The organism is Microbacterium sp. CFH 31415 (assembly GCF_022538185.1).
Classification (GTDB): Bacteria; Actinomycetota; Actinomycetes; order Actinomycetales; family Microbacteriaceae; genus Microbacterium.
This window is the reverse complement of record NZ_JAKYXC010000003.1, coordinates 256,010-275,393: the sequence shown is the minus strand read 5'-3', so window position 1 is coordinate 275,393 and position 19,384 is coordinate 256,010. Positions and strand designations below refer to the sequence as shown.

Genomic DNA, 19,384 nt, shown 5'->3' with positions numbered 1-19,384 from the left:
CGGTGTCTCCAAGCCTGTTGATATCCAAATCAGTACGACGCCGACGATCAAACTGGCGAGTGCGATGACGATTACGCGCGATTTGGTCCTAGGCACCGATGTGACCTGTGTTCCTCAAAAGTTCCCCTGACTCCCGAATACATCCAGAGCCTATATGCCTGACGAGTCGCTGTAAGATCGCGGGTCGGCTCAACTGCCGGAACACAGAGTGCGGGGTGCGTCGCGGGCAGCGTGCCAGCTCACCAGCGATCTCAATCCTCAACGCTGGCAAGCAGCCCACACACTGATGTCACTGGCGGATGACCACACGGGGTCGGCACGCACGACAGCATTAGGCACGATCGCCATCAAGGTCCTCAGTCCGTGATCAAGTTCTGAGGTGAGGAAGCCTTGTAGGCCGCCCTGCGGTTTCGCTCTTGACCGGGTCGTCAACCGACGTCGAGAAATCGACGGACGGTTTCGAGGTGCTCGTTCGACAATGGTCGGCGAGTGTCCGCATAGACAGCTCCAGCCAGCATGTGGTTCACCTCGGTTCCGTCGGCACGGACTACGTAGCCGATAGTCGCGGCGACTCCGCCCACTTCAGGCACCGTCGCGATCTGCACGCGTCGTTTCATAGGACTGATGGTAGTGAAACCGGGTCGCGCTGGCCCGATGGCGTAGGAATTCGCAATCTATGTATGCGCAGTGACCCTCGATTTGCGCGAAGGCTAGCGCGGCGCGGGGGGATTAACGCAAAATCGGTCGGGATCCGACAATGGCATACTGCCGCTTCGCGGTCGCGGGGCATTCGTCGATCCTGGGCTGCGGACGTGACACCGGTCGACAACGACGGTGATGAGTGTTCGGCAGCGTCCCCTCACCGCGCAATGCACGATTGTGGATCGGGAGAGTCTTGCGGTTCAGTTCATGAATACGTGCGCTCGGTGCCAGTCGAAGTATGCGGCAGCGTCGGCGTATCGGTCGACGCTACGGCCTCGGAGTTGACCGATCCGACGTCCGATAGCGGTACTGCCAGGGACGCTTGTAGCACCGACGATGGTCCCGTTCTCTACGCTCACATACCCGTCCTCGAACAGGGCGTCGCAGCCAAAGAGGCATGCGAGCATTGCGACTCGTGGAATATCTCGCGCCTCCTGGTCGGTTGCCGCGGCTCGCTTCTTGATGTGGGATGCCCATAGGAAGCGAGCAGGATACTTCTCGCCACAGAGCGCGCACTCCGCCTCCGTTCGTCCGAGAAGTAGGGCAGCGCGAAGTTGCTGTTGTTCTCGGCGCTGTCTTACGGTGGCTGGGCGGTCCAACGCGCCTTGGAAGGGGCCGACCTCCACGGTGGCCAACTCGTTCGGGGGGTTCGAATCTCGGGCGAAGAGATCACCGATCGCAACGCGCGCCGGCGAGGCGCCAACGACTCGTGCCCCCGGGAGCTGGAGCAGCACGGCGCCAATGAACGCGCTGCGGTATCCAAGAACACCGACGCTAACGTCGACGACGGACTGCTCCTTTATTAGCTCCATCGCCGCGGCGACCTCGCTGATCGGGACAGGTTGCCCAGTGGGGGCTCGGTCCGTTGCGACGGTCACGTTCCGCGAATCGACGGCGAGGATCGTGTTGTGTCGCGAGCCGGACACCGTCGGGATCGCGGTCCCGATCATCGATCGGAGGAATCCCCTGACTGCTGTCGGCGATACGTCTAACGCTAGAGATGGTCGGGCAAGTGCCGCAGCGAGCGTGGCATGATCGCTTGCCGCGTAGCCCGGAACCGCGACCAAGAGCTTGATCCGCCTCGTTCGGTTGCCTTCACCGGACGCGTTGGGCGCCCGGTTCACAGCCGCAGCGGCCCTACCCAGCTCAGCTCGAACTAGGGGTACGTCTGTATCGCTGTCCAGAGTGATCTGCGCCGCCACGATCCTGCGCCTCTCTAAAGGAAGCTGCCGAGTCGTCACGGAGTCGACGAAGGCGTCGACCACCGTTGCTCGCAACTGAGCGAGCCGGCTCAGGAGGAGGTCGAGCGCGACGTTGTAGTCGGGATTGCGTTGCGCTGACCCAGGGGAAGTGCCTCCACGGCTCTCAAGGATCACCGCCAGCAGATCATTCTGGGACTCTACGGCGAACTCGGAATCGACCTCGATTCCGGTACCAGAGAAAGGGCGCACGTCTCAAGAATGCCAGGTCGACCGTGTGCGAGGCCGGCCCCCGGCAGCGCCGCATGGCTGCCGATCTTGGCAGAACCTGCAGAGTGATGACGGCGGTCAACGCACGCGTCCCTACCGCTTTCGCGCGCCGCCCGTATTCGGATGGCGGAGAGCTCATCCTGAGGGCTCGTGACGTCATCCGACGGGCCAGCGCTGAGCGTTCACCCCCAAACTGTCGCCGCTGCTGGAGATCCACGGCGGGGCCCGCCCGCGCGAACCCTCGATACCGCCAAACTCCCTTCTGACAAGCTGACGTCGTGACCGAACTTCAGTTCTTTGAACGCATGCAGGAGGCGATGGCCGCGCAGGCCGAGGACGTGTGGGAAATGGTGCATCATTCGCGCGCACTCGGATATCGACTGCGCCTGGGCGAGGTGACCGCGACCGAGCACAGCTTCTTTCGCCTGCGAGAGTTCTGGACGAAACGCGTCTACATCGTGACTAACGAGCCCGATGAGCTCGCCACAGGAGCGGACTGGGAGTGGCTCATCGGGCACGGCAACAACTGGATCCAGATTCGTGTGCAGGCCAAGATTCTTAATCGGAACGGACGATTCGCTGAGCTCGGCCATCCTCATAGCACCGGGCAGCAGCTAGACCGGCTCGTCAATCCCGATCCTGCTGACGTCCTTTGTCGATGGCTGCCGCTCTATGTCTTCTACTCGGCGGAACCGTCTGCTGGAATCGCGGTGCCACGCAACGCGGGTTGCAGCGCGCAGCTCGCCAGTCGCGTCCGCGAAACCTATGGGAAGCCGCCGGCCGGCCGCGCCACGCTCAAGGGGTCGACCCACCTCCGAGGGAGCATTCCTTGGGCGAGCGTCTTCGACGGCCTCGTCTCGCAGCTGCGGTCTGGAAGGTCACTGGCTGAGATCGTGGCAGCCCTCGCAAATCGCCCCCTCCCGGCACAGATCGATCACATCGACGAGTTCTGGGACCTGAACATCGCAGACGGTACCTGCAACAGGGAACTGCCTTCATATGTGCGCCAGATCGTTCGACGGGATGACGACGACTTCGATCTCGCGCCGCTGGCGCGCCTCGAGGTCAACACGGCTGCACGAGGCCGCGACAGAGTGCGCAGCGTCGCTCCGATCACTGACCTTGAACGCTTGGAAGCCATGCTTGTGCGAAGGTTTGGCGACGATGACTCATCGGCGCTCCTGCCGTCCCGGTCAGTCGTACTGGAGCCGTCTGATCACGATCGCGACCAGGCTTCGCTTCCGAGTTTCGTATCCGTCATCGATATTGACCGTGTGGGTTCGTCCTCAGACTGAGCAAGCGAGTTCGCGCCCCAGCGACTCCGCTCGTGGTAGCGCTCTCGTTGATCAGGTTGATCTGCACCCATGCCAACCGCAACCGCACAGCGGCAGCCGTGTACGCGAGCCTGCGCTCAGCGCGCAACGCGCGCACAAGGATACGGCGAGACGGTCCTTGAGGCGGTGAGGCTGTACCGGATCGCGACCACGGTGAACATCGCGCCGCTCAAGCTCGTCTCGGATCAGCTCGGCGTGAGCGTCAGCACGGCCACGCGGATGATGGCGCGGGCTCGCGAAGCCGGGCTCGCGGAGGATCTCATCACCCGCGAGACGTACAACCGAATGCACGCCGACGAAGAGCAGCAGACCCGCCCGCACCAGCTCCCGGGCTCTCCGTCAGGCCCCTCGCTAGGGCGCTGACGTCAAGGAAACGCATCAAACTGCATCGGTGCACATTGCCAAGCAATGCGTGCCCGTGCGCGCAGATCGCCCAAAATCAACCCCTCACGATCCTAGCGAACACAGTCTTGGCCGCATTCATCTCTGGCGCGAGTCGGATAGCCGCTTCCACACTGCGAACTCGTGGCCATATTTTGGCCGCATTTCATTCGCCACTGGCTGTTTTCGGACGTCGCCGGATGTCGCAGCAGTCTCGACAGCTACCGTAATTCCGCGGATTCTGTCGATCGACGTCGCTATGCAATGTGCTCAAGACCTGTTCGAGTCCCTCCAGGGGTCTCAAGACGGCGCGGCTTCGCACAACACCGCCAAGTCACGACGCCGGTCAGGTCGTCAGATCCGCTCCCCCACCACCCTTGCCGTGGCCTCAGGATCCGGGCGGTGCCCCACCGACTCCGGCACAACGACCAGCTCCGCGCCGTCGATCTCCTTCGCCAACCGGTCAGCCGCCGTCACCAGCATCGGGAACGTCTGTTCACCGCGCAGAATGGTCACGCGCGACACCGCGAGCATCTCCGGCGTCGGCATGGACACCTGCCGCGTCAGCGCCGCGTCGTAGACCGTCGACTGAGCGACAGCGACGAGCCCCGCGAACTGGTCGCTCTGGCGGATCCCGTCCACCATCTCCTTCGGCAGTCCGACGCCCACGAGCTGGAACGTCACGACCGCGTCCTCGCTGCGGCCATCGTCGACCAACGCCTGCAGGCGCTCGGGCAGCCGCGGGTCGGGCTCGTCCACGCCGAAGCGGAACGGCGGCTCCGACAGGAACAGCGCCCGAACCGGCACACCCAGCGACGCCGCGAACAGCGCGAGCACGGCACCCGACGAATGGCCGAGCACTGCCACGTCTCCCCCGACCGCCTCGATCACCGCCGCCAGGTCGGCCGCCTCATCCTCGGGAGTCGAGCCGCGCTTGTCGCCGCTCGAGCCGCGCCCGCGTCTGTCGACGGTGACGGCGCGGTAGCCGGCATCCGCCAATGCCCTCGCCAGCAGCGCGCCGTCAGCCGCCACCGAGAACGCACCGCCCACGATCACGACCGTGGGGCCGTCACCGTACTGCTCGAACGCAATCGTGGTTCCATCTGCTGACGTCGTGGTCTCCATTCCGTCACGAAACCACGGCCCACCGACACCGACAAGGCCCCTCGCGGCTAGCCTGTGCGGGTGTCATCCCGTCGCCGCCGCGCGCGCGTCGCGATCGTTCTGGTCGGCGCCTTGGTCGCAACGATCGTCGCGTCGCTGCTGCTCGCGCCGGCGATGGTGTCGCGCAACTGCTTCTCGGTCGATGTACCTGGCGACGGACGGTACTGCGGAGACACTGCCACCGATACGCTGCTCGGCTACGAGAGCAACCTCTGGCTGTGGATCGGTTCGCTCGTGCTGATCGTGGTCGCCGCCGGCATCCTGATCACCGCTTCGCAAGGGCCGTCTGCTCATCAGCGCTGACCGCACGCGGTCCACAGCACTGGGGATCGTCGCAGTGCGGCCAGCGCATCAACATCGAGATGAGGATTGTGAGGGCCGCTCGCTGACCGCCGGCCGATAGCGTCATTCCATGCCTGCACACCCTCGCTTCGCGATGCCAAAGCCAGTCCGAATCACCGGTTCCAGTTCGAGCATCACGAACTCGTTCGTCAACGGCATCATACCAGTGATCTGGCCAACCGAATCCGAGGTCGACGAGGCACTCTATGTCCTGGGGATGGAAGAACCCGTCTGCGCCTACTGTGGCGACACGGCAACCGAATGGGACCATTTCCGTCCGCTCGTGGTCGCGCAGAAACCGACGGGATACATCTCTGAGATCCACAATCTCGTCCCTTCCTGTGGGAAGTGCAACCAGAGCAAGGGCAACAAGAACTGGCTCGACTGGATGCGCAGCGGTGCTCGGCTCTCGCCTCAGACGCGAGGCATCGCCGACATCGAACAACGCATCGCGCGGCTCGAGGCGTTCGAACGCTGGGGCAACCCGTCAACGGTGAACTTCGAGGAGCTGGTCGGCGGCGAGCTATGGGCGGCCCACTGGGAAAACCACAGAGCGATTCTCCGCCTCATGCGCGAGGCTGAGGGCACCGCCGACAAGATACGTCGTCGTATCGCGGAGTCCCATTCGGCTGTGGCGCCGCCCACTCCGATGTCGAACGATGCGACAGAGACACCAACTCAGTAGCCGCCCGCCTTCACCCCACCGAGGCCACAGCCGCCCGAATCGCCGCCAGCGTGACATCGGGGTGCGAGATCATCGAGACGTGGGATGCCTCGACCTCGGTCACGGTCGACCCGGCTCGCGCCGCCATGCGGCGCTTCGTCTCGATCGGGATCACCCGGTCCTCGGTGCCGAGCACGGCCCAGCTCGGGATCGTCTTCCACGCGGCAGGCCCGGACGGCGTGACATTCGCGACGATGGATGCCGGCCGCTGCGTCGCCGCGATGAGCCAGCGATCCTGCTCGGCAGGTCCTGCGCGAACGAGTTGTGCACGACCTCGGGCTTGAGCCAGGCATCCGCTGCTCCCTCCGGCGCTCCAGGGTAGCCCGCGAGATCCAGCACCGTCGTGGGATCGGCCACGGCCAGCGCCGAGCCGGAGCCGTCGAGGATGCCGAGCACGGTCTCGCCCTCGTCGGGGATGAACGCGTCGACGTAGACGAGCGCGCGCACGTCGCCCGACAGCCCGGCGTTCGTGATGACCGCTCCCCCGTACGAGTGGCCGACGAGCACCACCGGGCCCGACGTGCGCTGCGCGAGGAAGGATGCGACATACGCAGAGTCGCTCGTGAGTCCGCGCAGCTCGTTCGGCGGCGCGAGCACGGTGAAGCCCTCCGCCTGGAGGGTGGGGATCACGGCGTTCCAGCTCGATGAGTCGGCCCAGGCGCCGTGGACGAGGACGATCGTGGGGGTTTCAGGCATTGCGGCTCCAATCACATGGCGCCGCCGCGGCGGGCGACGCTACCGGCGATGAGGGATGCGCCCAGGTGCCCGACGCACACAGCACGATAGGGCTCACATCGCCGCTCCGCCAGAGCGAACAGCGTCGCGTCGCCGTTGAACGAAACGCAGTCCGACGCCCCGGGCTCGTGAAGAAAGGGTGCGCCCCGCGCCAGCCCGGCTTGGCGGACGCCTCACCACCGACTTGGATGTCCCCATGGCAACGCTCCACCTCATGGTCGGCCTCCCGGGCAGTGGCAAGACCACCCTCGCCCGCAGCCTCGAGCGGGAACACTCCGCGCTGCGGCTGACCGTCGACGAATGGCACGTCGAGTTGTTCGGGAACGACGTCCACGACGACAGCAGCGACGCGGACTGGGCGGTGCACGACGCCCGGCACACGGCGATCGAGGCGCGTCTGTGGCAGACGGCGGCGCGCGCCCTCGAACTCGGCGTGGACGTCGTCCTCGACTTCGGCTTCTGGACCAGACAGGAGCGCGACGAGTTCCGCGGGCGAGCGCACGAGCTCGGCGCGGAAGTCAGAATTCACTTCGCGGATGCCTCGGCCGAGCAGCTCCTCGAACGCATTACAGCGAGGAACGCGCGTCTGCCCGAGGGCACCACGTTCCACATTCCGGAGGCCAGCCTCAGGGAGTGGATGCTCGTCTTCGAGCCGTCGACCGCTGACGAACTGGCGTCTTGAATCTGCGCGATTCAGGAATACCCTAGGGGGGTACCCTCGTTGGTGACTCCAGACGCTGACAGCACGGAGGAGAGCCTCATGGACGAGCACGACATTCGCCCGCACCGCCACACCACGGGTGAGCACGACCACCATCACGCCGCTTCCGCCGTCGGGGCGCCGGTCGCCGCATCCCACTCCCCCTCCGATCACAGCGGGCACGCTCACCACGACGCCGGCCACCACGACCACGCCGTCCACCAGGACCGCGCCGGCCACGCCGGCCACCAAGGCCACGCCGGTCACGGCGACCACGTCGCCCGCTTCCGCACGCTCTTCTGGTGGAACCTGCTCCTCGCCATCCCGGTGGTCGGGTTCTCGGCGATGTTCGCGATGATCCTCGGCTATTCGCTGCCCGACGCGGCCTGGGTGCCGTGGGTCTCGCCCGTGCTCGGCACCGTCATGTACGTCTGGGGCGGCGCGCCCTTCCTCGCCGGCGCCGTCAGCGAGCTGCGCGCCCGCAAGCCCGGCATGATGCTGCTGATCGGGCTCGCGATCACGGTCGCGTTCGTCGCGTCGTGGGGAGCGAGTCTCGGGATGCTGCACCACGAGCTCGACTTCTGGTGGGAGCTCGCCCTGCTCATCGTCATCATGCTGCTCGGGCACTGGATCGAGATGCGCTCGCTCGCGCAGACCACCAACGCCCTCGACTCGCTCGCGGCCCTCCTGCCCGACGAGGCCGAGAGGATCGTCGGCGACTCGACGGTCACGGTCGCTCCGGCCGACCTCGAGCTCGGCGACGTCGTCGTAGTGCGTCCGGGCGGGCGGGTGCCCGCCGACGGCACCGTCGTGGAGGGCTCGGCGAGCATGGACGAGTCCATGATCACCGGCGAGTCCCGCCCCGTGCGCCGCGGCGACGGCGACCCGGTCGTCGCCGGCACCGTCGCCACCGACTCCGGGCTGCGTGTGCGCATCACCGCGGTCGGTGAGGACACCGCGCTGGCCGGCATCCGTCGCCTCGTCACCGAGGCGCAGAACTCGTCGTCGCGCGCGCAGCGCCTGGCCGACCGCGCGGCGGGCTGGCTGTTCTGGTTCGCGCTCGGCGCGGCGGCGATCACGGCGATCGTGTGGTCGCTGCTCGGGAATCCCGATGAGGCTGTGATCCGGACGATCACCGTGCTCGTGATCGCGTGCCCCCACGCGCTGGGCCTCGCGATCCCGCTCGTCGTGTCGATCGCGACCGAGCGCGCGGCTCGCAGCGGCGTGCTGATCAAGGACCGCCTCGCCCTCGAGAGCATGCGCACGGTCGACTCGGTGCTGTTCGACAAGACCGGCACGCTCACCAAGGGCGCTCCCGCCGTGACGGCGATCGAGCCGGCCGACGGTCACGACGCCGACCGTGTGCTGGCGCTGGCTGCCGCGGCGGAGACTGATTCGGAGCATCCGCTCGCCCGTGCCATCGTGACCGCCGCGCGCGATCGCGACCTCGCGACCCCGCGCGCGACGGACTTCACCTCGGCCCCCGCGGTCGGCGTCTCGGCCCTGGTCGACGGGCACCGCGTGCAGGTCGGCGGCCCGCACCTGCTCGACGAGACCGGCTCGACCGAGCTCGCCGTCGCCGACGCGTGGCGGAGCGAGGGCGCGATCATCCTTCACGTGCTCGTCGACGGCGAGGTGGCGGGTGCGCTGCGGCTGGCCGACGAGATCCGGCCGGAGTCGCGCCAGGCGGTGCGCGCGCTGCAGGACCGCGGCGTGCAGGTCGTCATGATCACCGGCGACGCCGAAGCCGTGGCCGCGTCGGTCGCCGCCGAGCTGGGCATCGACCGCTACTTCGCCGGCGTGCGGCCCGAAGACAAGGCGTCGAAGGTCGCGCAGCTGCAGCACGAGGGACGCAAGGTCGCGATGGTCGGCGATGGCGTCAACGACGCCCCCGCGCTCGCGCAGGCAGACGTCGGCATCGCGATCGGCGCCGGAACCGACGTCGCCATCGCCTCGGCCGGCGTGATCCTCGCCAGCGACGACCCGCGCTCGGTGCTGTCGGTGATCGAGCTCTCGCGCGCGAGCTACCGCAAGATGAAGCAGAACCTGTGGTGGGCCGCCGGCTACAACCTCATCTCGGTCCCCCTCGCGGCGGGCATCCTCGCCCCCATCGGCTTCGTGCTGCCGATGTCGGTCGGCGCGATCCTGATGTCACTGTCGACCATCGTGGTCGCCCTGAACGCCCAGCTGCTGCGCCGGCTCGACCTCCGGCCCGACACCATCCTCGCGCGCTGACGGGCGGCCTCGGTCAGGCGCTGACGGGCGGCCTCCGGCCCCGCGCTATCGTCGGATCGTGCCCTCCCCGACCGATCTCGGCGGCGCCGCCGTCGACCTCACCGCCGCGCTCGTCGCGATCGACAGCGTGAGCCCCAGCCTTGTGCCCTCGGCCGAGGGCGAGGCGCGCATCGCGTCCGTCCTCGCCGAGCGGCTCGGCGCCGCGGGCTACGCCGTCGAGCTGATCGCGGCCCCTTCCGATCCGCGCCGCGTGAGCGTCCTTGCTCTGCGCACGGGCTCGCGCCCCGGCCGCACCGTCGTGCTCAACGGCCACCTCGACACCGTGGGTGTGGAAGGGATGCCGCAGCCCTTCGCACCCCGCATCGCCGACGGCCGCCTCACCGGGCGCGGCGCGAGTGACATGAAGGGCGGGGTCGCGGGGCTCGTCGTGGCGGCCGAGCGACTGGCCGAGCTCGACGCACCCGGCATGGTGATCGTCGCGCTCGTCGCCGACGAGGAGGACGCCAGCGTCGGGGCCGAGGCGGTGCTGCAGTACCTCGCCGCGCGGGATGTGCACATGGACGTCTGCCTTATAGGCGAGCCCACCTGGCTCGACATCGCCGCCGCGCACCGCGGCTATGCGGTAGTCGAGGTCGCCTTCCACGGCAAGGCGGCGCACTCGTCGCAGCCCGACGAGGGCGTCGACGCCGCCCGGGCGACGGGCGAGCTGCTCGCCTCGATCGCCGCGACCGATGCCGACCTGCGGCGGCGGCCGCGGCATCCGCTCCTCCCCTCCGGCTCGCTCATGGCGACGGTCGTGCGGGCGGGGTCTGCACCGTTCGCCGTCGCAGCGGCGGGCGAGGTCACGGTCGAGCGCCGTACCCTGCCGGGCGAAGCGGCCGCCGACGCGCTGGACGAGGTGCGCGATTTGGTCGACGCCGTCACCGCCCGCACGCCCGGCCTCACCGCCGAGGTCAGGCTCACGCATGCGCGCGAAGCATGGGAAGCGGATGCCGCGGGCAGCGCCGCCGAGTTCACGACGCTGTTGGGTGAGGCGCTCACCGACGCCGGGTCGCGGCATCCGGAGTCCATCGGCGCGCCGTACTGGATGGAGTCGGCCCTCTGGCAGGCGGCGGGCGTGCCGACCGTGGTGTGCGGACCCGCGGGCGGCGGACTGCACGCGATCGACGAGTGGGTCGAGATCGCCCAGGTCGAGCGGTACGCCGTCGCGGTGACCGAAGCCGTCGGCCGATTCCTGGAGGTGCCCGCATGACCGCGACCGACCCGACCGACCCGCGCGATCCCCGCGGGTACGCCGCCGACGCCCCGCTGCTCGAGGCGTGGCTGCGGTTCACGGGCGATGTGCGCGACGGGCGCGCGTTACCCTTCAGCATCCCGGGGCACAAGCATCGCCGCGACCTCGTCGGCGACGTGATCGCCGGCGACGTGCCCATGCTCGCCGGGCTCGACACGATGAAGCAGGACCACGCGCTGCTCGCGACCGCCGAGGCGCGCGCGGCCCAGGCATGGGGCGTGGACTGGTGCCGCTTCTCGGTCGGTGGCTCGACGCACGCGAATCAGGCCTCGGTGCTCGCGCTCGGGCAGCCCGGGCAGAGCGTGATCGTCTCGCGCACCCTGCACCGCTCGGTGCTGCTGGGTCTGGTGCTGGCAGGGCTGCGTCCGGTGTGGGTGCACCCGACGATCGACGCGGCGACCGGTCTGCCCGGCGCGGTGCCCGTTGCCGCGGTCGAGGCGGCACTGGCGGCGACCCCCGACGCGCGCGGGGTGCTCGTCGGAGACCCGTCGTACGTCGGCACGATGTCGGACATCGCCGGCCTCGCCGACGCGGCCCATGCCGCCGGGGTACCGCTCGTCGTCGACGCCGCCTGGGCGGCATACTTCGGCTTCTCGCCGAGCGTGCCCGATCACGCGCTCGCCCGGGGCGCCGACGCGCTCATCACGAGCGCCCACAAGACGCTCCCCGCGTGGAGCCAGTCCGCGCTCCTGCTCGCTCGCACCACCCGGGCAGGCGGACTGCTCGACCCCGACCGGCTGGAGCGCGGGTTCGAGGCATCCGCCACCACCAGCGCCGCAGGCGCGATCCTCGCGAGCGCCGACGCCTCACGCGCGCTGCTGCAGCGGGACGGCGCCGAGCTCATCGGGCGGCTCATCGAACTCGTCGCTCGGGCCCGGTCGGCGCTGTCGGCGATCAACGGTGTCGAGGTGCTCGTCGACCGGCCTGCGTCGCATCCGGACGGACCGCTCGCCGTCGATCCCGCGAAGCTCGTCGTGCTGCTCGCCGGCACGGGAGCGCACGGGCACGCGATCGAAGCCGACCTGCTCGCTCACGGCATGACGCTCGAGATGGCCGACCGCGACGTGCTCGTGCCGATCATCACCCTCGCCGACGACGACTCGACCGTCGCCCGGCTGATCGACGCCCTGACGGCTGCGATCGAGCGCCACCGCGGCCAACCACGGCGCATCACCGCATCGGCCGCCTGGAGCGTGCGTGCCGAGACGGCGATTCCGCCCCGCGATGCGTTCTTCGCCCCACATGAGACAGTGCGGGCGGATGCCGCGGCCGGCCGCATCTGCGCCGAGCTGATCGCCCCCTATCCCCCGGGCGTGCCGGTGCTGGCGCCGGGCGAGATCGTCACGGTGGAGGCGCTCGACGCGCTGCGCGCGACCCGGGCCGACGGCGGCCGCATCGCGTATGCGGCCGACGCGACGCTGGCGACGGTGCAGGTCGTGGCGGAGGCGTAGCGGAGTCCTCCGGCGCCCGGGCCGTGCGCTACCCCGGCTGGACGATCGCCCGCACGCGGTTGTTGCGCGCGTTGTGCTCCAGTTCGACGAGGCCGAGCGCCTCGAGCAGCGGCGGCAGGTACATCGCGAACCGCCCGCGATAGCCCTTGCGCTGGCCGTACCAGCCGCCGACCGGGTTGTCGTGCGACCGCCCCCACGCCTCGACGGTGCCGGCGGCGGGCTCCTTCTGCTCGTCGGCGGCGCCGAGCGGCATCCAGTCTCCGTGCGCGATCAGCATCTCGTGCAGGTCGTCGACCGCCCGCGACAGGTACGTGAGCTTCGTCGAGCCGACCTGGCAGATCAGCAGCGGCGGATCGGCGTCGTCATCACGGTGGATCGTGTACTCCGACGTCAGCGGCGGTGTCTTGAGGTGCCACGGATCGTCGGGCATGCCGCTCCCGGACCAGTCCTCGTTCATGGGGTTCCTCCGCTCAGGTGAGCTGGCCGCGCACGATCGAATCGCCCGAGTGGGCGGGGTCGCCATCGACGGGCTCGACGGAGATGTCGACGATGCTGTACTCGTCGAGATCGACGCCGTCGGGAATGACGAAGCTCCCCGAATCGCCGTCGAGCACGCCGAGGCTGATGAGCGCGGCGGCGTCGTTGCGGATGAGCCAGACCTCGCGATAGCCATCGTCTGCGGCATCCGCGGCGAGACTCACGGTCAGGGTGCGAGACCCGTCACGCGCCGCCTCGACATCGGCGGTGCCGCTGGCGCCGGGGTGAGCCGGGAACGGTTCGAGTTCTGCCCCGGCGACGACGGTCGGACGCAGCGACGAGTTCACGAGCCATGCGCCCGCACCGACCGCGGAGATCAGCACCAGTGACGCGGCCAGCACCCAGGCCACCGCTGCGCGGCGGCGGCGGGGCGGCATCGCGGGCTCCGGAGCGGAAGCGGAAGCGGGAGCGGCCACGGAAGCGGGAGCGGCCGCGCTTGCCGCGATGTCGCCGACGAGGGCTGACTCCGGCGCCGCCGGGCCCGCCGAGGCATCCGTCATCCCGATCTCGTCTGCGATCCGTGCCCACACGCGAGCCGGCGGTGCCTCGAGCACCTGTCCGTCGGCGATCGTGGCACGCGCGATGGTCGCCGTCCGGCGGAGCTCGGCGAGCTCGGCCGCGCACGCGGGGCAGCCGGTGAGGTGCTCGGTGTCGGCGTCGCTGACGACAGGTTCACCGAGGGCGAGCAGCGTGAGCTGATCAGGATCGAGGTGCGACACGGGAGACCTCCAATCTGTCGCGCATTCGCAGGAGACTTCGCCTCAGGTGGCTCTTCACGGTACCCAGTGGCATGTCGAGCTTGCGGGAGATCTGCTCGTGGGTGAGGTCGTCGTAGAACGCGAGCCGCACCACCTGGCGGGCATCCGGCTCGAGACGGTCGATCTCGTTGGCGAGCAGAACGGCGTCCGCCACATCCGTGGGTTCGCGCACCAGGTCTTCGGGGCGTGTGTTGCGCGTGAGCTCCTCGTGAAGCGCACGGATCTTCGCCCGCGACTCGTGCATGTCGGCGATCCGCCGCCGCGTGATGGCGATCAGCCAGGTCGACAGCTTGCCCTTCGCTGGTGAGTACGACGCGCGCGAGGTCCACGCCGACACGAAGACGCGCTGGGTGACGTCCTCGGCGTCGGTGCGATCGCCCAGAGACCTCAAGGCGAGTGTGAAGACCACGGGCGACCAGCGACGGTAGATCTCGGCGAGGGCAGCCTCGTCACCCGCGATGAAGCGCCCATTGAGGGCTGCTTCCGCCGCTTGGTCCTGATCCATGTCATTCCGCTTCGTCACCGGTCTTCGGTGGCCGGCAGCATCACGCTACCCCTGCACCTGCCCGCTTGGGCGGTGTGGCGCAGGGCGATCTCGCTGAGCCTCCGACAGTTCATTCCGCAGATGCACCCGATTCGGATGCACCCGATTCGTTCGACACGAATTCGACAGCAACTGCATCCGTATCGAGCGCCCGAGGGGAACAACCGGTAGCGCCATCTTCCGATGCCGCGTCGTCATCATCGAAGGAGCTGAACGATGAACAAGCACATCCGCACCCTCGTCGCGGTCGCAGCCGCGGCCGCCCTCACCTTCGCCGCCGTTCCCGCACATGCCACCGGCGGGTCGGCTCCGCGAGGATCGATCGTCGACGTCGCGGTCGCCGCGTCGGGCGGCGGAACGCCCGACAAGAACCCGTGGGATTACGACCTGCTCGTGCAGGCCGTACTGGCCACCGGACTCGACGCCGCCCTCGCCGACCGCTCGACCTCCTACACGGTGTTCGCGCCGAACGACCGCGCATTCCTGCGTCTGGTGCGCGACCTCACGGGTTCGTGGCCGGCGTCGGAGAGCGAGGCGCTGACGACCATCACCACGGCGTTCACCACCGACCAGATCGCGAACATCCTGCTGTACCACGCGGTGGCAGGCAAGAAGCTCGGCGCGATCAAGGTGCTGACATCGAAGTCGTTGACGATGGCCAATGGTGGCGTCGTCAAGCCTCGCGGCATCACTCTTCGTGACGAGACGCCCGCATTGGCCGACCCGCGGCTGGTGCTGTGGAAGATCAACATCCCCGCATCGAACGGGGTCATCCACACCATCGATCGGGTGCTCGTCCCCGCGTCCTGACCCCCAACCAGGACGCACGTCCGGTCCCGCTCGTTCTCCGGCGGGGCCGGACGCTCTTGGTCCGGGGGTGCATTCGCGTGGGGCCGGACGCTCTCGCGCGTTGCCAGACGTTCTCGGTGCGTGCGGTCAGACTTCCGTGCCGCACATGCCGCAGACGCCGGTGGGCGGCACCTCCACGAAGCAGTTCGGGCACAGCGCACGGGGGCGCTCTTCGGCCGGGGTGCTGCGGCGCGGAGCCGCACGGCGCGCGGGCTTCGCGGCAGTCGGGCGCGCGGGGGCGGCCGGCGCCCGCTGGATCACGGGCAGGTGCGTCTGGCAGTAGAACCGCACGAACCCGCCGTGCTGCTTGGGGTGGCGGTGCTTCACGGCCCACAGCTCGGTGCGGGGCAGGGGCTCGGACGAGCCGCCGCAGACCGAGCAGCGCGTGGGCTCGCCGGGCGAGACCTCGGCGACGAGCGTCGGGGTTTCGAATGCGAGGTCGTCTCGCCAGTCGGAGGACGCGACGACCTTCATGACATTCCCTTCGACAGGCTCCGGATCGATGACACGACGTCACCGCTCGAACGGAGCGACCTATCGAGGGTACCCGCCGCGGCTGAGCACGGGATGCACGAGCGGATGCCGCGGCCGCCCTCATCGGAAGTCCCGGGACTGGTGGTGGACGCCCACGCGCAGATCTTCGAACCCGTCGGCGAGGAGGTTCGTGACGCCTTCGACCGAGCGCTCCAGCATCCCTCTCACGATCAATGCCGGCGAGTCGCGCACCACCCGGCGGTAGCGGTTCCAGACTCCCACCGAGCAGATGATGTTCACGAGCCCGTGCTCGTCTTCGAGATTGATGAAGGTGACACCGGATGCTGTGGCCGGCCGCTGCCGGTGGGTCACGAGTCCGGCGACCTCGACGCGACGGCCGGTCTCGTGGCCGCGCAGCTCGCGCGAGGTGAGCACGCCCCGCGCATCGAGCCCGGAGCGGTAGTGGGTCATCGGGTGGTCGTCGGTCGAGACGCCCGTTGCCCACAGATCGGCGGCGAGCCGCTCGTAGCTGGTGGGGTCGGCGAACAGCGGCGGCTGCACCGCGACGAGCGAGTCGGGGAGAAACTCGGGACGGTCGAGCGCCGCCGAGCCGGCGAGCCAGATCGCCTCGCGGCGGGTGAGGCCGAGCCCGTCGAACGCGCCCGCCGTCGCGAGCGCCTCGAGCTGGGCGGCGGTGAGGCTGGTGCGGCGGACGAGGTCGCGCAGGTCGCGGAACGGCCCTTCGGCGTCGCGGGCGGCGACGATGCGCTCCGCGACCTTCGCGCCGATGCCCTTGACCCCTGCCAAGCCGAGCCGCACCGCGAAGCGCCCGTCGCGCCGGTGGGCGGCGGACTCGTCGGGCGCGTGGAGATCGAAGAGCCCGACCGGCGGCTGGTGGCGGTGCGTGCAGGAGTCGAGGCCGGTGGGGGCGAGTGTGGCGGGGTCCGGAGAGGGGGTCGCTAAACGAGGAGATTCCGCGAACCGAGGACCGGAAGCATCCGGAGCATCATCGATTCGCGAGACATCCTGGATCAGCGGCCCCGACGGCGAAACCCCTGCGACGGGCTCGAGCAGGGCCTCGACGCCGGACAGGTGCACGTCGGGGCGACGGACCTCCACCCCGTGCCGGCGGGCGTCGTTCACCAGCGATGCCGGCGAGTAGAACCCCATCGGCTGCGCGCGCAGCAACCCGGCGAGGAAGGCCGCGGGGTAGTGCAGCTTGATCCACGAGCTCGCATAGACGAGCAGCCCGAACGACAGCGAGTGCGACTCGGCGAACCCGAAGTTCGCGAACGCCTGGATCTTGGCGTAGATCGCGTCGGCTTCCTCGCCGACCAGCCCGTTCTCGGCCATCCCGGCATAGAGCTTCTCTTTCAGCGATTCGATGCGCTCGACCCCGCGCTTGGAGCCCATCGCCCGCCGCAGCAGGTCGGCGTCTTCACCGCTCAGGCCGCCGACGGCCATGCCCATCTGCATGAGCTGCTCCTGGAACACCGGGATACCGAGCGTGCGCTCGAGCACCGGCTTCAGCTTGGGGTGGGCGTACGTCACCTTCTCCATCCCGAGCTTGCGCTTGACGAACGGGTGCACCGCGCCACCCTGGATCGGCCCCGGCCGGATCAGCGCGATCTCGATCACGAGGTCGTAGAACCGGCGAGGCTGCAGGCGCGGCAGGAGTCCCATCTGCGCCCGCGACTCGACCTGGAACACCCCGATCGAGTCGGCGCGGCACAGCATGTCGTAGACCGCCTTCTCCTCCTTCGGCAGCGTCGCGAGCTCCCAGTCCTCCCCCGTCGATGCGCGGATCATGTCGAAGCAGTACTGCAGGGCGGCGAGCATGCCGAGCCCGAGCAGATCGAACTTCACGAGCCCCATCCACGCGGCGTCGTCTTTGTCCCACTGGATGACGGTGCGGTTCTCCATGCGGGCGTGCTCGATCGGCACCACCTCGCCGACGGGACGGTCGGTGAGCACCATGCCGCCGGAGTGGATGCCGAGGTGCCGCGGCGCCTTGAGCAGCTCGCCCGCGAACTCGAGCACGCGATTCGGGATGTCGTGACCCGGCCCCGTCTCGAGATGCGCACCCCAGCCCTCGACCTGCTTGGACCAGGCATCCTGCTGGCCGGGGGAATGCCCGAGCGCCTTCGCCATGTCGCGCACCGCGTTCTTGGGCCGGTACTGGATCACGTTCGCGACCTGGGCGGCGCGCTCGCGTCCGTACTGCCCGTAGACCCATTGGATGATCTCTTCCCGGCGGTCGGAGTCGAAGTCGACGTCTATGTCGGGCTCTTCGTCGCGCAGGCTCGACAGGAAGCGCTCGAACGGCAGGTCGTAGGCGATCGCGTCGACGGCGGTGATGTCGAGCAGATAGCAGATGGCGCTGTTGGCCGCGGAGCCGCGGCCTTGACACAGGATGCCGCGACGCCGCGCCTCCTGCACGATGCCGTAGACGATCAGGAAGTAGCCGGGGAAGTCCTTCAGCTCGATGACCCCGAGCTCTTTCTCGATGCGGGCCCGGTCCTTCTCGCTCAGGTCGGGGTACTTGCGGGGCACCGCCTCCCACACCAGATGCCGCAGCCACGACATCGGCGTGTGCCCGTCGGGCACCTCCTGCTTGGGCAGGGCGGGCTTGGCGCGGCGCAGCGGGAACGCGAGCTCGTCGGCGAGTGTCACGGTGCGGGCGACGGCATCGGGATGCCGCACGAACCGCTCCACCATCTCGGCACCCGAGCGCAGATGCGCGCCGGCGTGAGAGGGCAGCCAGCCGTCGAGCTCGTCGAGCCCACGGTTGGCGCGCACCGCGGCGACCGCGGCGGCGAGCAGCTGGCGCTGGGGCACCGCGTAGTGCACGTTGTTCGTCGCGAGCAGCGGAAGCCCGCGCTCGCGCGCGAGCCCGGCGAGGATGTCGTTGTCGCGCGTGTCGAGCGGGTTGCCGTGATCGATCAGCTCGACGTTCACGGCGTCGCGCCCGAAGAGGCTCACGAGCAGATCGAGCTCGCTGGCCGCGGCATCCGCTCCTCCCTCGGCGAGCGCGCGGCGCACCGCACCCTTGCGGCAACCGGTGAGCACGGCCCACTCGCCGCCCGCCTGCGCGGCGAGCTCATCGAGGTCGTAGCTCGGTCTCCCTTTTTCCATCCCCTGAAGCTGCGCGTGGGTGATGGCGCCGGCGAGCCGGTGATAGCCCTCTTCGCCGCGCGCGAGCACGAGCAGATGCGATCCGACGGGATCGGGCTCGCCGTTCTGAGGCTTCGGCAGGTCGAGCGACAGCTCGGCGCCGAACACCGTCTTCAGTTGCAGCGACTCGGCGGCCTCGGCGAAGCGCACGATGCCGTAGAACCCGTCGTGGTCGGTGATCGCGAGGGCATGCAGACCCAGGCGCTCGGCCTCTTCGGCGAGCTCTTCGGGAGACGACGCGCCGTCGAGGAACGAGAACGACGAATGCGCGTGCAGCTCGGCGTACGGGATGGCCTCGGCCGGACGCTCGATGCCCGGGGCGACGTAGGGTCCGCGCTTGTGCGACCACGCCGGGCTGTCGCCGCCGTCGGCGCCCGCCGGGCGCCCGGTGGGACGCCGGCGGTCGCTGAGCACGCGCTCGATCTCGGACCACGGGACGGAGGGGTTGTTGAAGCCCATCAGGGACCCCCGGCCGTCATCGGGGAAGGGCGTTGCGACGACCGGCGCCCGCTCAGCG

19 protein-coding genes are annotated in these 19,384 nt (G+C 69.0%); 9 read left to right on the top strand and 10 right to left on the bottom strand.

Features of this window, described 5'->3' with window-relative positions; genetic code table 11:
* Positions 1–428: 428 nt before the first annotated feature.
* Positions 429–617 (bottom strand): hypothetical protein, encoded by a 189-nt coding sequence (locus MK786_RS05375; protein ID WP_241111203.1) that lies wholly within the window; start codon positions 615–617, stop codon positions 429–431.
* A gap of 285 nt (positions 618–902) precedes the next feature.
* Positions 903–2,153 carry a hypothetical protein gene (locus MK786_RS05370; protein ID WP_241111202.1) on the bottom strand — a complete coding sequence of 417 codons (1,251 nt, stop codon included), beginning with the start codon at positions 2,151–2,153 and terminating at the stop codon, positions 903–905.
* 296 nt (positions 2,154–2,449) lie between these two features.
* Between MK786_RS05370 and MK786_RS05365 the strand changes: the two genes are divergently transcribed.
* Together MK786_RS05365 and MK786_RS05360 are read left to right on the top strand one after the other, a co-directional pair.
* Complete coding sequence (locus tag MK786_RS05365; RefSeq protein WP_241111201.1) at positions 2,450–3,466, top strand: DUF6615 family protein; 1,017 nt, start codon at positions 2,450–2,452, stop codon at positions 3,464–3,466.
* Positions 3,467–3,631: 165 nt separating this feature from the next.
* Positions 3,632–3,868: a hypothetical protein gene (locus MK786_RS05360; protein ID WP_241111200.1), complete on the top strand. Its 237-nt coding sequence runs from the start codon at positions 3,632–3,634 to the stop codon at positions 3,866–3,868.
* Positions 3,869–4,240: 372 nt separating this feature from the next.
* Here the strand turns inward: MK786_RS05360 and MK786_RS05355 are convergent, their stop codons facing one another.
* Positions 4,241–5,011 (bottom strand): alpha/beta fold hydrolase, encoded by a 771-nt coding sequence (locus MK786_RS05355; RefSeq protein ID WP_241111199.1) that lies wholly within the window; start codon positions 5,009–5,011, stop codon positions 4,241–4,243.
* A 60-nt stretch (positions 5,012–5,071) separates the two neighbouring features.
* Here MK786_RS05355 and MK786_RS05350 point away from each other — a divergent pair, with 60 nt between their 5' ends.
* Both MK786_RS05350 and MK786_RS05345 read left to right on the top strand, forming a co-directional pair.
* A complete protein-coding gene (locus MK786_RS05350) occupies positions 5,072–5,353 on the top strand; it encodes a hypothetical protein (RefSeq protein WP_241111198.1) in 282 nt (93 codons plus the stop codon).
* A gap of 109 nt (positions 5,354–5,462) precedes the next feature.
* Entirely contained in the window at positions 5,463–6,077 is a 615-nt protein-coding gene (locus tag MK786_RS05345; protein ID WP_241111197.1) for an HNH endonuclease, read from the top strand.
* Positions 6,078–6,087: 10 nt separating this feature from the next.
* Here the strand turns inward: MK786_RS05345 and MK786_RS05340 are convergent, their stop codons facing one another.
* Both MK786_RS05340 and MK786_RS05335 read right to left on the bottom strand, forming a co-directional pair.
* Positions 6,088–6,252, bottom strand: coding sequence for a hypothetical protein (locus MK786_RS05340; protein WP_241111196.1), 165 nt, complete (start codon positions 6,250–6,252; stop codon positions 6,088–6,090).
* The gene (locus tag MK786_RS05335) at positions 6,228–6,812 is read right to left on the bottom strand and encodes an alpha/beta fold hydrolase (RefSeq protein ID WP_241111195.1); all 585 of its coding nucleotides are present in this window, start codon (positions 6,810–6,812) and stop codon (positions 6,228–6,230) included. The genes MK786_RS05340 and MK786_RS05335 overlap by 25 nt, the downstream gene beginning before the upstream one ends.
* A gap of 235 nt (positions 6,813–7,047) precedes the next feature.
* Between MK786_RS05335 and MK786_RS05330 the strand changes: the two genes are divergently transcribed.
* From MK786_RS05330 to MK786_RS05315, 4 genes are all read left to right on the top strand, one after another.
* A complete protein-coding gene (locus tag MK786_RS05330; protein WP_241111194.1) occupies positions 7,048–7,533 on the top strand; it encodes an ATP-binding protein in 486 nt (161 codons plus the stop codon).
* A gap of 78 nt (positions 7,534–7,611) precedes the next feature.
* Positions 7,612–9,786, top strand: coding sequence for a heavy metal translocating P-type ATPase (locus tag MK786_RS05325; protein WP_241111193.1), 2,175 nt, complete (start codon positions 7,612–7,614; stop codon positions 9,784–9,786).
* Positions 9,787–9,844: 58 nt separating this feature from the next.
* On the top strand, positions 9,845–11,038 hold the full coding sequence (locus MK786_RS05320; protein ID WP_241111192.1) for a M20/M25/M40 family metallo-hydrolase: 1,194 nt from the start codon (positions 9,845–9,847) through the stop codon (positions 11,036–11,038).
* Positions 11,035–12,531, top strand: a complete 1,497-nt coding sequence (locus MK786_RS05315) for an aminotransferase class I/II-fold pyridoxal phosphate-dependent enzyme (protein WP_241111191.1) — start codon at positions 11,035–11,037, stop codon at positions 12,529–12,531. Before MK786_RS05320 ends, MK786_RS05315 begins: the two co-directional genes overlap by 4 nt.
* Positions 12,532–12,559: 28 nt before the next feature.
* Here MK786_RS05315 and MK786_RS05310 read toward each other — a convergent pair whose 3' ends face one another.
* Genes MK786_RS05310 through MK786_RS05300 form a run of 3 tightly spaced genes read right to left on the bottom strand, consistent with a single transcriptional unit; the run spans position 12,560 to position 14,331 of the window.
* Positions 12,560–12,988 (bottom strand): DUF6855 family protein, encoded by a 429-nt coding sequence (locus MK786_RS05310; RefSeq protein WP_241111190.1) that lies wholly within the window; start codon positions 12,986–12,988, stop codon positions 12,560–12,562.
* Between the two features lie 13 nt (positions 12,989–13,001).
* A complete protein-coding gene (locus MK786_RS05305) occupies positions 13,002–13,787 on the bottom strand; it encodes an anti-sigma factor (protein ID WP_241111189.1) in 786 nt (261 codons plus the stop codon).
* Complete coding sequence (locus MK786_RS05300) at positions 13,768–14,331, bottom strand: sigma-70 family RNA polymerase sigma factor (RefSeq protein ID WP_241111188.1); 564 nt, start codon at positions 14,329–14,331, stop codon at positions 13,768–13,770. Before MK786_RS05300 ends, MK786_RS05305 begins: the two co-directional genes overlap by 20 nt.
* 255 nt (positions 14,332–14,586) lie before the next feature.
* Here MK786_RS05300 and MK786_RS05295 point away from each other — a divergent pair, with 255 nt between their 5' ends.
* Positions 14,587–15,180: a fasciclin domain-containing protein gene (locus tag MK786_RS05295; RefSeq protein WP_241111187.1), complete on the top strand. Its 594-nt coding sequence runs from the start codon at positions 14,587–14,589 to the stop codon at positions 15,178–15,180.
* 126 nt (positions 15,181–15,306) lie between these two features.
* Here MK786_RS05295 and MK786_RS05290 read toward each other — a convergent pair whose 3' ends face one another.
* Both MK786_RS05290 and MK786_RS05285 read right to left on the bottom strand, forming a co-directional pair.
* Complete coding sequence (locus MK786_RS05290; protein WP_241111186.1) at positions 15,307–15,693, bottom strand: glucose-6-phosphate dehydrogenase; 387 nt, start codon at positions 15,691–15,693, stop codon at positions 15,307–15,309.
* A 120-nt stretch (positions 15,694–15,813) separates the two neighbouring features.
* Entirely contained in the window at positions 15,814–19,326 is a 3,513-nt protein-coding gene (locus tag MK786_RS05285; RefSeq protein ID WP_241111185.1) for an error-prone DNA polymerase, read from the bottom strand.
* Between the last annotated feature and the right edge of the window lie 58 nt (positions 19,327–19,384).

Excerpts from the sequence above, each read along its gene's own strand:
- MK786_RS05290 (WP_241111186.1), bottom strand. The coding sequence starts at position 15,693 with ATGAAGGTCGTCGCGTCCTCCGACTGGCGAGACGACCTCGCATTCGAA.
- MK786_RS05300 (WP_241111188.1), bottom strand. The coding sequence starts at position 14,331 with ATGGATCAGGACCAAGCGGCGGAAGCAGCCCTCAATGGGCGCTTCATC.
- MK786_RS05310 (WP_241111190.1), bottom strand. The coding sequence starts at position 12,988 with ATGAACGAGGACTGGTCCGGGAGCGGCATGCCCGACGATCCGTGGCAC.
- MK786_RS05285 (WP_241111185.1), bottom strand. The coding sequence starts at position 19,326 with ATGGGCTTCAACAACCCCTCCGTCCCGTGGTCCGAGATCGAGCGCGTG.
- MK786_RS05325 (WP_241111193.1), top strand. The coding sequence starts at position 7,612 with ATGGACGAGCACGACATTCGCCCGCACCGCCACACCACGGGTGAGCAC.
- MK786_RS05355 (WP_241111199.1), bottom strand. The coding sequence starts at position 5,011 with ATGGAGACCACGACGTCAGCAGATGGAACCACGATTGCGTTCGAGCAG.
- MK786_RS05330 (WP_241111194.1), top strand. The coding sequence starts at position 7,048 with ATGGCAACGCTCCACCTCATGGTCGGCCTCCCGGGCAGTGGCAAGACC.
- MK786_RS05335 (WP_241111195.1), bottom strand. The coding sequence starts at position 6,812 with ATGCCTGAAACCCCCACGATCGTCCTCGTCCACGGCGCCTGGGCCGAC.
- MK786_RS05375 (WP_241111203.1), bottom strand. The coding sequence starts at position 617 with ATGAAACGACGCGTGCAGATCGCGACGGTGCCTGAAGTGGGCGGAGTC.
- MK786_RS05295 (WP_241111187.1), top strand. The coding sequence starts at position 14,587 with ATGAACAAGCACATCCGCACCCTCGTCGCGGTCGCAGCCGCGGCCGCC.
- MK786_RS05345 (WP_241111197.1), top strand. The coding sequence starts at position 5,463 with ATGCCTGCACACCCTCGCTTCGCGATGCCAAAGCCAGTCCGAATCACC.
- MK786_RS05315 (WP_241111191.1), top strand. The coding sequence starts at position 11,035 with ATGACCGCGACCGACCCGACCGACCCGCGCGATCCCCGCGGGTACGCC.